General features: G+C 34.3%; 10 protein-coding genes and 1 riboswitch. Of the genes, 5 read left to right on the forward strand and 5 right to left on the reverse strand.

Annotation, left to right across the window (positions count from 1 at the left end):
- Positions 1-74 precede the first annotated feature (74 nt).
- On the forward strand, positions 75-431 hold the full coding sequence (locus tag HYI43_01850; GenBank protein ID UDI77355.1) for a DoxX family protein: 357 nt from the start codon (positions 75-77) through the stop codon (positions 429-431).
- A 104-nt stretch (positions 432-535) separates the two neighbouring features.
- Here HYI43_01850 and HYI43_01855 read toward each other — a convergent pair whose 3' ends face one another.
- The gene (locus tag HYI43_01855) at positions 536-1,840 is read right to left on the reverse strand and encodes an LLM class flavin-dependent oxidoreductase (protein UDI79251.1); all 1,305 of its coding nucleotides are present in this window, start codon (positions 1,838-1,840) and stop codon (positions 536-538) included.
- 77 nt (positions 1,841-1,917) lie between these two features.
- The gene (locus HYI43_01860; GenBank protein ID UDI77356.1) at positions 1,918-2,667 is read right to left on the reverse strand and encodes a 3-oxoacyl-ACP reductase; all 750 of its coding nucleotides are present in this window, start codon (positions 2,665-2,667) and stop codon (positions 1,918-1,920) included.
- Positions 2,668-2,793: 126 nt separating this feature from the next.
- A riboswitch (TPP riboswitch) is annotated at positions 2,794-2,895 on the reverse strand.
- Positions 2,896-3,136: 241 nt separating this feature from the next.
- Between HYI43_01860 and HYI43_01865 the strand changes: the two genes are divergently transcribed.
- The 3 genes from HYI43_01865 (at position 3,137) to HYI43_01875 (ending at position 6,389) form a co-directional block, all read left to right on the forward strand.
- Positions 3,137-4,288: a 5,10-methylene-tetrahydrofolate dehydrogenase gene (locus HYI43_01865; GenBank protein UDI77357.1), complete on the forward strand. Its 1,152-nt coding sequence runs from the start codon at positions 3,137-3,139 to the stop codon at positions 4,286-4,288.
- Positions 4,285-5,400: a 5,10-methylene-tetrahydrofolate dehydrogenase gene (locus HYI43_01870; GenBank protein ID UDI77358.1), complete on the forward strand. Its 1,116-nt coding sequence runs from the start codon at positions 4,285-4,287 to the stop codon at positions 5,398-5,400. Before HYI43_01865 ends, HYI43_01870 begins: the two co-directional genes overlap by 4 nt.
- A gap of 200 nt (positions 5,401-5,600) precedes the next feature.
- The gene (locus HYI43_01875; GenBank protein ID UDI77359.1) at positions 5,601-6,389 is read left to right on the forward strand and encodes a zinc-ribbon domain-containing protein; all 789 of its coding nucleotides are present in this window, start codon (positions 5,601-5,603) and stop codon (positions 6,387-6,389) included.
- A 73-nt stretch (positions 6,390-6,462) separates the two neighbouring features.
- On the opposite strand, the gene HYI43_01880 is transcribed toward HYI43_01875, so the two are convergent.
- The 3 genes from HYI43_01880 to HYI43_01890 all read right to left on the reverse strand — a co-directional run bounded on the left by HYI43_01880 (position 6,463) and on the right by HYI43_01890 (position 10,307).
- On the reverse strand, positions 6,463-7,440 hold the full coding sequence (locus HYI43_01880; GenBank protein ID UDI77360.1) for a LacI family DNA-binding transcriptional regulator: 978 nt from the start codon (positions 7,438-7,440) through the stop codon (positions 6,463-6,465).
- Positions 7,441-7,590: 150 nt separating this feature from the next.
- Positions 7,591-9,006 carry a sucrose-6-phosphate hydrolase gene (locus tag HYI43_01885; GenBank protein UDI77361.1) on the reverse strand — a complete coding sequence of 472 codons (1,416 nt, stop codon included), beginning with the start codon at positions 9,004-9,006 and terminating at the stop codon, positions 7,591-7,593.
- Between the two features lie 17 nt (positions 9,007-9,023).
- The gene (locus HYI43_01890; GenBank protein UDI77362.1) at positions 9,024-10,307 is read right to left on the reverse strand and encodes an MFS transporter; all 1,284 of its coding nucleotides are present in this window, start codon (positions 10,305-10,307) and stop codon (positions 9,024-9,026) included.
- 247 nt (positions 10,308-10,554) lie between these two features.
- On the opposite strand from HYI43_01890, the gene HYI43_01895 reads away from it, so the two are divergent.
- Positions 10,555-11,286 (forward strand): phosphoadenylyl-sulfate reductase, encoded by a 732-nt coding sequence (locus tag HYI43_01895; GenBank protein UDI77363.1) that lies wholly within the window; start codon positions 10,555-10,557, stop codon positions 11,284-11,286.
- The last annotated feature ends 159 nt before the right edge of the window (positions 11,287-11,445 follow it).

The raw sequence follows: 11,445 nt of genomic DNA on the forward strand, positions 1-11,445 counted from the left end.
AAGTCTAATTAGCTTCATATAGTATGTTAAGTATACTTGGTATAATAAATATATCTTAAAGGAGCGCATATACTATGAGAATAGGATTATTATTAATTAGACTGATGTTAGGTATTACATTTACAGTACACGGATCGCAAAAAGTATTTAGTGGATTTAAGGAGCCGATGTCAATGATGGCAGGGCTTGGATTACCTGCATTTCTAGGTGTTTTATTAGGTTTATTTGAATTGATTGGTGGCATATTCATGATTATAGGTTTATTTTCTAACTATGTTGCAGCAGGATTCATTTTCATCATGTTAGGCGCACTATTTACAGTTCACCTTGCTCAAGGGTATATGGCATCTGAACTTGTACTTTTACTATTAGTGATGAGTATCGCTGTCATGATTTCGTATAATTGGAAGAAAATACTCGAACTGTACTAATCAATAATTCATTGTTATACACAAAAAGTGGTGATGTTCCTAAGTTAACATCACCACTTTTACGTTAATTTCTATTATATGGATAAATGAATAATAATGAATTTCTAATTTTGTGTTAACCCTAAGTGTTCTCTCAAGGTCTGTCCAGAATATGACGTACGGTATAGACCACGTCGTTGTAATTCTGGAACGATGAATTCTACAAAGTCTTCTAAACTATCAGGAAGGGAAGGTGGCATCAAGTTGAAACCATCTGCTACACCTTCATTGAACCAATACACCATTTCATCAACAATCATTTCTGGCGTACCAATAAGTGTTAAATGGCCACCGCCAGCATTTAAGTAACCAAGTAATTCTCTTACAGTTGGTTCTTTATCTTTAATAATTTCAAGAATCGTTTCATAGCGTCCTACAGGACCACTGAATGATTCAACTGGTGGTAAATCAGGTACAGGTTCATCGAGTTCCCAAGTGCTACAATCTTGTTGTACAAAGAAGCTTAGTTGTTTCAATGCATTGTCAATAGGCAATAAGGCATCTAAATTTGCTTTCTTTTGTAATGCGTCTTCATGTGTACGGGCAACATATGTGACTAAACCAGGAAACACCTTAATATGTCTTGGGTGATTTGCATTAGTCATCGCGACATCGAGACGCTTACGATAACGTCTTGCTTGGTTGATATTCCATGAAACTGAATAAACGGCATCAGCATATTTGGTAGCTAATGCAATATCTTGCTTTGATGCACCTGCCTCCATTGCTACGGGTTTACCTTGTGGGCTCGCAGGTGTTGTGAGGGGCCCACGTACTTGGAAATATTGCCCATTATGCTGAAGTGGTTGAATATTTGACGTTGTCATAAGTGTGCCACGTTCACGATTGGGTTGGAAGTCGTCAGTATGCCAAGATTCAAACAAGCCATTCACCACGTGAGCGAATTCGTCAGCCTTTTTATATCGCATGTCATGGTCAGGCAAAGCAGTCATACTATGATTCTGAGCTTCTACATCAGTCATGGATGTAACGAGGTTCCAGCCGACACGTCCACCTGTAATATGGTCTAAACTTAACAACTGTCTTGCCACAGTGAAAGGATTTGAAAAGGTACTCGAGATCGTAGGTACCAAACCAATATGCTGTGTCACTTGAGAGATAGCTGTTAAATTAATAAGTGGATCAAACCAAAAGCTTGGCATCGTAGTAAATCCAGGGTTAAAAGCTTGATTATCTGAAAAGAATGCGACATCAAACAATCCTTTTTCAGCTAATTGTGCAAGTTGTTGATAATACGTTATATCACCAAGACGTTCTACACTAGATTCTGGTTGTTGCCAAGCTGCTTGATGATGACCACAACCATAGATTAAAATGCCAATGTGTAATTGATGGTCATTGTTAGACATAACCAATAATAAACACTCCAATATATTTGATAGTAACAACCATGATATGTAATTAAAATAGTCGAACTATCATTTGTTTAGTTCATTGTTAAGCCACCGTCGACGGTGAAGTTCTGGCCTGTGATACCATTTGCCGCTTCCGTACTTAAATAGGCCACTAAGCTAGCTAAATCTTGTGGTGTCGTTACTTTGCGTAATGGTGTGGTTTGAGCAATTAAGTCAAATACTTCAGGTGTAGTGACGGCACTAGCATCTGTCGTCTTCAATAAACCACCTGACACGACATTAGCGGTAATGCCGTATTGGCCTAATTCTGCTGCAACATTTCTCGTAAAACCGATCAAACCAGCTTTAGCTGTCGTGTATTCATGGTAGGGCACTACTGGATTTTGATATAAATTGGTACCAATACTAATCACACTACCCGCACCACGTTCGATAAATTGTGGAACGACACTTTGAGTAACATTAAAGGCAGCTTTTAATGTACCATCAATTTGTTGTTGGTAATCATCCCACGTTAAATCTTTAAAAGACTTTTGAGCAACAGGGTCAAATTTAAAATTAACTAATGCATTATTAACGACAACATCAATTTGACCAAAATGTGCAGTTGCTTCTTTAACTAAACGGTCAACATCATCACGACGTGTTACATTAGCTTGGATTGCGATTGCTTTATCACCGATATCACTTGCGATTTGTTCAGCCGCTTCTTTACTCTGATTATAATTCACAACAACTTGAAAGCCTTGGTCGGCTAATGTCTTAACAATCGTTGCACCTAAGCCACGACTACTACCGGTAACTAACACGGTTCTTGCCATAAATGTGCCTCCTTACATCAAATTAACAGTAAAAAATACGCAACCTTCACTAGAGGAAAGTTGCGTAAATGTTAGATGCATATATATAACAGAAGACTTAAAAGCATCAAGTCTTCATTATTATCTAAAATTTAGTCCACACTTTCCTACGCTAGTACAATCTAGTTCAGGTTCAAAGGGTTTAGAGCAATGCTCCATCTCAGTTATAAAACACCCCTAGTGCATATATTTATACTATAATTACAATTTATTATTTTTAAATTCAGAAGTCAAGACAGTTGCTGATGATGTTCCAAATTTATGTTGAAATAAATTAATATAATAAATATAACTAATTTGATTGCAAAAAGTATTGACATTAGCGTAAACTGACCATTACACGTTTATTATTGTTGTAGTTTATTAGTCAAATTTTCAGGAAAAAAATAAACAATAAAGATATATCATTCGATTAGAAAGGAGGTTAACGATGACATATACGGTTGGATTAATACCATCGCCAGGTGTAGCACACCACTTGGTAGATAATGCGATAGCTAAAGTTAAACAGCAATTATATCAACATATCGATGATGGTCACGATTGGCAATTCGAAAGCAAAGTCGATTTGTTAATTGGTTCAGCGGAAGATGTACATGAAAGCATTGATAAAGCAGCTGAATTAAAAGCACAATATCAATGGGATTTCGTTATTTGTATTACTGATTTACCCAGTATTTCTGGTAACAAAGTCGTGATCAGTGACTTTAATAGTGACAAACAAGTATCGATGTTATCACTACCCGCACTGGGGTGGGTTAATTTAGAACATAAGTTAGTTAACAGTATGATTGCTTTAATAGAAAAACTATATAACAACAGTACGAAAGAACGTCCCAAAGTACATCCGTTGATTCATCCTAAAGCTGTCGATCCACGAGAAGATGAAAGTTCGAAACGACGCTATATTAATAAATTCTTTATTCTAGGTTGGCTACAGCTCATTCTTGGGTTAACACGTGCAAACGAACCATGGAAGAATATTTTTAACTTTAAGAAGATTATATCGGTCGCTTTTGCCACAGGCACTTATGTATCGATTTTCTCTATGCCTTGGGAATTAAGCGTTCAGTATTCAATTTATCGTTTTATAGTCTTAATGCTGATTGCCATTTTCGGTATGGCGGGGTGGCTTTTATATGCACATCAATTATTTGAACGAAAGACGGCTAAATCACAACGTGTTTATCGCTATATTTACAACGCTACAACCTTGCTTACTTTAATCATTATCACATTGATGAATTATGTTATTTTATATCTCTTATTATCAATCAGTATTTCATTATTTGTACCTGTGAGTTTATTTAATAATTGGACGAGTGCGAATCCAGATTTTACTTTTCTAAATTATTTAAAATTATTATGGTTTGTAGCCTCACTTGGATTACTAGCCGGTGCAATGGGTTCTACAGTAGAGAATGAAGAGAAGATTCGTCGTATCACTTATTCCTATCGTCAGTATCATCGCTATAAGGAAGCGAAACAAGAAGTGGAACAATCCGCTTCGAATAGAGAAGACAAAGATGATGAACAATATGGAGGTAAGAAACAAGACCACAGAGAGGAGTATGAATCATGAGTAGTGAAAAAACGATTGGGCTAGTAGTAGCACCAGGCGTGACTGAGAAACTAGCTGAAAGTTTAATTAACGATATTCCAGACATTTTATCAGAACAAAATAATCAACAACAAGACTGGGAAGTTGACCTTGTGGTTGATCCTCTAACTGGCTATGCTGAATCTGTGGAAGCCATTTTCAAGAAGATTCAAGATTATCATGACAAGAGAAAATGGGACTATGTCGTTGCGATTACAGACTTGCCTATGTTTTATCAACAACGCGTATTAGCACTTGATATTAATAAGAAAAATGGTGCAGCCATCTTCTCTTATCCTGCATTTGGTTGGCCTCCAGTTAAAAATCGGTTTAAAAATGCGATCATTGCTATTATTAATGAAGTCTATGACTCAGAACAAAGACATGAAGCATACGATAGCCAAGATACTGTTAAAACTGAAATTGACAAACAATTTCCATTAACAAAAGTTGATAAAACGGAAGTGCATTTAGAAGAAACAGGCAATGATCACTTGCGTTATTTAGCGAGTTCACGCTCATTTGGTATGGTACGTTTAGTCAGTGGAATGACTTTTGCGAATAATCCTTTAAATATGATGGCAAGTTTAAGTAATATTGTAGCCATTGCCTTTACCACTGGTGCGTTCGGTCTGATTTTTACGACGATGTGGCAAATGAGTATGGAATTTTCTATGTGGCGTCTTTTTGGCATTTCAATTATCGCTATTTTAGGCATGTTACTTTGGATTATGATGTCACATGATTTATGGGAATCAACGAAACAAAGTCAGAATAAACGCATTACTTGGCTCTATAATCTTACAACAGTTATGACGCTATTTGTCGCAATCATTATTTATTATATTATTCTATATACACTATTCTTGATTGCTGAACTGGTATTACTGCCAGCTAATTTTTTAGGACAACAAGTTGGCTTAAAAGGACCAGCAGGCATAGATTTATATTTAAGTATCCCATGGTTTGCTGCGTCAATTTCTACTGTTGCTGGGGCAATTGGTGCAGGTTTATTAAATGACCAATTGATTAAAGAAAGTACGTACGGTTATCGTCAACAAATGCGTTACGATGATAAAGGTAAGAATAAATAATAAATAAGTCGTTTAGAGTGAAAAACTCGAAGCGACTTTATTTTTTGTGCTAAATTTTATATAAAAAAATTATAGAAAATAGTTTGAAAGTAATTTAAAATGAAACTTACTTAGTATAGTACGTGAAGATAATAAAGAGAGAACCTTATTTCACATATATCACTTAGATTGAACATCAAGAAGTGAAGGAAGGTAAACTTATGAAATTTTGTCCTCAATGTGGAAATCAATTAAAAGAAGGCCAACATTTTTGTAGTAAATGTGGTAATGATTTACAAGCCTTTGAAGATTATCGAAATGATGAACGTTATAACTATTATCAAACTCAAAAGCCGAAAAGAAAGGTTTGGCCATTTGTCTTAGTAGCAATTGTCGTCATTGGCCTTATTGTTGCAAGTTGCTTTACATATTATCACTTTTTTATTCAGGAAAGTGAACACGTTCAAAATAAACCAACTACGACGCAACACGTCAATAACGACGATGATCATACCAAAGAACATAGAATATCTAATGATCCTAAAAAAACTGAACAACAAAGAGAAGATGATAATGAAGAGAAAGATAAGCAATCAAACTTACCTAAAATAGATGTCTTGAGCGATGATTTTTTTCAAACTTATATGCAAAAGAATAATCTTGACGGATATATGGGATTTAAAAAAGGAATGACTAAAGATGAAGTAGAAAAACGTTACGGTAAAGGTACACCGTTTCCACATATTGAAGGCTTTCATAATGACTATATAAAATATGGTAATATTGCTATTACTTATAATCCGCATACACAAATTAAAAAGGTAGCAATGGTTGCTGTTGCACCAGATAATGTTAGTGAGCATGAATTTATAAGCAAGTATAATAATTATGATAAGCATAGTTTATCTGGCTCATATATATACAATAATGTAAAAGACAATGGCTTTGAGATTATAGTTACGCCAGTAAATGGAAAAGTTGTGTTAATAGAATGTGTACCAGAATACTAAAGAAATTAAAATAATAAAGATAAAGAGACGACACATCCGCTTGAATAAGTTGGATGATATCGTCTCTTTTGGTTTATCCTGTCGTACCCTCCCACAATGTAACAGGTAAGATGTATTCTTGTTCCGTAGATTCTGAATTTAGTCTTCTTTCTAAAATTTCAATTGCTTTATCTGTTATTGCATCAATAGGTTGAATAATAGAAGTAAGTTGAGGCATTAACGTTCTAACTAATTGCGTGCCATCGTAGCCAATAATTTTCAAATCTTTTGGAATACTTTTGCCCATAGACAATGCAAGTTGATAAATTTGTAAAGCATCAGTATCATTTGAAGCAAAGATTGCTTCTACATCAGGGTGATCTTGGAATATCAATTTGAAGATATCCAATTTACTTGAATAATCTAAACTAAAATCGATTGTATATGTTATAGGTTTAAGATTATGTGCTTTCATAGTATCTTCATAGGCACTTTGTCGTAAATTAGCAGGGGTGTTGACATCAATAGGACCGTTCGTATGTATGATTTGTGTTGCACCTTGCTCAATCAAGCGTTCAGTTGCCAACAAGCCGCCGTTATAATTGTCCGAACGAATATCAGGGATGTCTTCGTTTACAATTCTATCAATCGCTACTATAGGCAAATTGCTGTTTTTATATTGATCAATACCAATATTATGTGTACCTACGATTAATGCATCTACTTGATTAGAAAGTAATTGATTCATGTAGTGAGTCTCTTTTTCGGGATTATTCATAGAATTTCCAATAATTACGATATAACCTTTATTATATAATTTAGTTTCCAATTCATTGATAAGCTCACCAAAAAAGGGATTTGATACAGTGGGGAAAAGAAGTCCAATAATGTTTGTTTTTTGTTTAAACAACTGACGAGCAGCTGAGTTAGGCTGATAATTCAACTCTTGCATTGCTTTATAGACTTTATCTTTTGTTACTTGACTGATATAACCACGATTATTTAGAACACGTGAAACTGTCGTTTTAGATACATTTGCTAATTCGGCAACGTCCTCCAATTTTGGCTTCATATCTTTCACTCCAATTTCCAGTAATATTAGTGTTATTATCCCTTATTTTCATAAAGAATGCTAATTAAAAAAGACAGAAATTCATGTTAGCTAAAATGAACTTCTGTCTGAATCATATATTTTATAATACTAAGCTAAAGTATTTAGTTTCTATTTATCAAATGAAATTGCATTCTGTTCTAATTCATAAATACAAGTGTAGATTCGAGGACATTCATCACTTGAAAGCCACACTTGTGGTGGGACTTCGCTATAATAGCGTTCTGTAAAAACGGATTCCCCATCATTGATGAACACTTCAATCGAACTTGTATCAATATAAAGTTGAAGATTTAAAACGTCACTATACTTTATAGTAGAATATCGATAGTCATCTTTGTCGGAGCGATAAAGTGTAAATTTATGAGATATAGCATCATAAGCTAATGATATTAACTGAGAATCATCATTTTTTAACTCAATATTTAAATTATTGTTTGAAGTAGATAAATTGATTTCTGTATGATAAGTATCATTAGATAATAATTTAGGTTCATCAAGAATAAATGAGTTATGAACACCGTCATTTACTCTTAATTGTTTCAATTCAGTAACTGGGCGCATATATAAATGATTATCTTTAAGATATAGTTCTCTAGGCAATGTTAGTGCGCCAGACCAGCCATCCTCTTTTTCAGGCATATAACTTTCCCACATAGCCATCCAACCAATAAGGATGCGACGTCCGTCAGGTGTTTGCATCGTTTGAGGCGCGTAGAAATCGTGACCATGATCTAATTCTTTAAAGTTACCTCGTGTGAATTTATGGTTATCATAATCAAGGTTGCCTACGAAATAGCCATTTTGGAATAAGTTTAAATATTGTTCCTTTTCAGCGTCCATTCCTTGAGGAGAAAATAAAAATACGTATTTACCATCGAGTTCAAATAAATCTGGACATTCCCACATGTAACCTTCAGTTTGTTGACCATTTGATTCGTTAATAGGACCTAAATATTTCCAATTTAGTAAATCATCTGAACAATACATGATAATACGGCCGACTTCTTGTTTGTTTTGACTACCAACAATCATGTAGTAGTCATCACCATATTGCCACACTTTAGGATCCCTGAAATGATGTGTGTTATCTTCAGGTGCTTGTGGAATAACTGCATTGTTGGCATATTTTTTGAAATGAACACCATCATCGCTATATGCTAGGTTTTGATTTTGCCAAAAATGATCTGGATTATTATCTTCATAATAATGATGACCTGTATAAAATAGATGTAATCTGCCATCTTTTTCAATAGCTGTGCCTGAAAAACAACCATCTTTATCTTCAACATCACCTGGAGTGAGTGCAATTGGTAGTGTTTCCCAATGTACTAAATCTTTACTTCTAGCATGTCCCCAATGCATAGGCCCCCATTCAGGAGCGTAAGGGTAATGTTGATAAAAAATATGATAATAACCATCATAGTGGGTGAAACCATTAGGATCGTTAATCCATCCGGATTTAGGCATAATATGATAACCCAAACGGTAACGTGTGTTAGTTACTTCAATCGCCTCTTTATTCATTATCTTCATCCTTTCAGTTAGATTTTATTTTTTACAAAAGGGTCACCATATACGTATTCGTTATCTTTTCTTAAAGTTATAAAAGCAAAGATGCCAGCTAGTAATACAATAAATGAAATAACGAAGAATGTAGGTTGGTAACCAATATGATCTCTTAAGATACCTAAAGGACTTGATAAAATTACTTGTCCAATTTGAGCTGAAACTTGGTATCCTACCATATAAATAGTAGCTGAAACTTTAGTGTCAAAGTGCAATGTTATGTAACGGAAAATTGGTAATACAAATAATGGGACTTCTAATGCATGAAACATCTTAATGCATGAAATACTTACTGGACCTTGAGCAATGCCACATAAGCCTATTCTTAAGAACATCACTGTAGCACCTAATAAAAGCGTTTTTCTTACACCAATTTTTGACATAATAATTGGCACAATTCCCATCATTATTGCTTCGAAGAAAACTTGCACAGAGTTTAAAACGCCATAAGTTTGTTGACCTACGCTAGGATTTGCAAATAATTTAGTATAAAATTCTGGGAACATTTGTTGGTCGAAAATTGTGTAAAAAGACCATGAGAATGTAATGAAAATAACAATAACCCAGATATCCTTAACTTTTAATAAGGCTAACATGCTTTTAATTGATGGTACTGACTCTTCTTCATTATGTTCAATATTATGTTTGGCACGTTGTTCAGCATCAGTCTTCCAAAAGATTAATACTAGTAATAAAATCGCACCTAATAAAGAACCTAACCAAAAATTTAGATGAGGATTGATAACAAAAGTAAATCCGGCAATTAATGCCATAATTGCATAACCAAATGATCCCCATGCCCTTGATTGACCATAATTAAAATTGAAAAAGCGACTAAATCTTTCACCAACAGCTTCATAGGCACCGACAGCAGCTAAGAAACCGCAAGATAAGAAAATTGCACCAATAATTGCACCGAGCCAAAAATTAGCTTGAATAAGTGGTGCGTAAATCAAAATAAAAAATGGTCCCACAAACATAGAAAATAGAGAACAGAAAATTAAAAGCGTTCTTTTAATTGCAAGCTTATCCTGGGTTACGCCATAAATAAACATTAAAAGTAAAGTTACAAATGAATTTGCTGAGTAAATGGTACCGACCTGTCCACCTGTCAAACCTAGTCCACTGTCTTTAGAAGTTAACCAGATTTGGAAGAATGACCACCAAATACTCCAAGATGCAAAGAACAACATGAAAATAACTGAAGTTTGTAAGTAAGATTTGTTTTTAAAAGGGCTAATAATATTAGATATATTCATTAATATCCCACCTTATCTTTTTGAGAAAACGCTTTCTTTTGTTTGAGTTTAGTCTCATTTTTGTTTTATGTCAACCGGTTGTCATAATATTTAATACATAATTAATAATCTTTTTCATGTTGTGAACATTTACCAAAACGTCTTGACTTTATATATAAAACTCGATAAAGTATTAACATATTATTCTGACAATTTTGGTAGGTATTAGATGAATAAATTTGTGAACACTAGGGGGGACCATAAGTTTATGTCAGTACCGAAGATAACGTACGAGAACTTTGAAAGTGATCCTTTCATTGATTCTATTTCAACTGACGATGCAACTAAAGGCGCCTATGAAATGCTAGACTGGGCGTATCGCACATATGGTGATTCCATCGTTTACTCATGTAGTTTTGGTGCAGAGAGTATGGTTTTAATTCATTTGATTGCTCAAATTAAACCAGATGCTCAAATTGTATTTCTAGATACGGATTTACATTTTCAAGAAACGTATGACTTAATCGATAGAGTCAAAGAAAGATTTCCTCAACTTCGTATTGAAATGAAGAAACCAGACTTAACATTAGAAGAACAAGCAGATCAATATAATCCAGCATTATGGAAGAATAATCCAAATCAATGTTGTTATATTAGAAAGATTAAACCGTTAGAAGAAGTGTTAGGCGGTGCTGTTGCTTGGATTTCAGGGTTACGTCGAGATCAATCGCCAACACGTGCGAATACGAATTTTATTAATAAAGATGAACGTTTCAAATCTATTAAAGTATGTCCATTAATTTATTGGACAGAAGACGAAGTTTGGGATTATATCAAGCAACATGATTTACCTTATAATGCGTTACATGATCAACATTATCCAAGTATCGGTTGTATTCCATGCACATCACCAGTATTTGATTCAAATGATTCAAGAGCTGGACGGTGGTCTAATTTTGAAAAAACAGAGTGTGGATTACATGTTGCTGACAAACCTTAAGAGTAAGGTAAAAAATTTTATCCATAAAACATAGTATTCTGATAGAAAATAATCAGGAATTGAAATATGTCCGACAATAGTGTACAGCCGGACGTATTTCTTACATAATAATAGTATATGACTTAACAACGATCATTGTTATTTTACGGAATAAGAGGT

Origin of the sequence: Staphylococcus taiwanensis, from assembly GCA_020544305.1 — a bacterium.
GTDB classification, from domain to species: Bacteria; Bacillota; Bacilli; order Staphylococcales; family Staphylococcaceae; genus Staphylococcus; species Staphylococcus taiwanensis.

Bases quoted from the DNA above. Each gene is read 5' to 3' on its own strand.
- HYI43_01850 (UDI77355.1), top strand. From the start codon at position 75: ATGAGAATAGGATTATTATTAATTAGACTGATGTTAGGTATTACATTT.
- HYI43_01855 (UDI79251.1), bottom strand. From the start codon at position 1,840: ATGTCTAACAATGACCATCAATTACACATTGGCATTTTAATCTATGGT.
- HYI43_01860 (UDI77356.1), bottom strand. From the start codon at position 2,667: ATGGCAAGAACCGTGTTAGTTACCGGTAGTAGTCGTGGCTTAGGTGCA.
- HYI43_01865 (UDI77357.1), top strand. From the start codon at position 3,137: ATGACATATACGGTTGGATTAATACCATCGCCAGGTGTAGCACACCAC.
- HYI43_01870 (UDI77358.1), top strand. From the start codon at position 4,285: ATGAGTAGTGAAAAAACGATTGGGCTAGTAGTAGCACCAGGCGTGACT.
- HYI43_01875 (UDI77359.1), top strand. From the start codon at position 5,601: ATGAAATTTTGTCCTCAATGTGGAAATCAATTAAAAGAAGGCCAACAT.
- HYI43_01880 (UDI77360.1), bottom strand. From the start codon at position 7,440: ATGAAGCCAAAATTGGAGGACGTTGCCGAATTAGCAAATGTATCTAAA.
- HYI43_01885 (UDI77361.1), bottom strand. From the start codon at position 9,006: ATGAATAAAGAGGCGATTGAAGTAACTAACACACGTTACCGTTTGGGT.
- HYI43_01890 (UDI77362.1), bottom strand. From the start codon at position 10,307: ATGAATATATCTAATATTATTAGCCCTTTTAAAAACAAATCTTACTTA.
- HYI43_01895 (UDI77363.1), top strand. From the start codon at position 10,555: ATGTCAGTACCGAAGATAACGTACGAGAACTTTGAAAGTGATCCTTTC.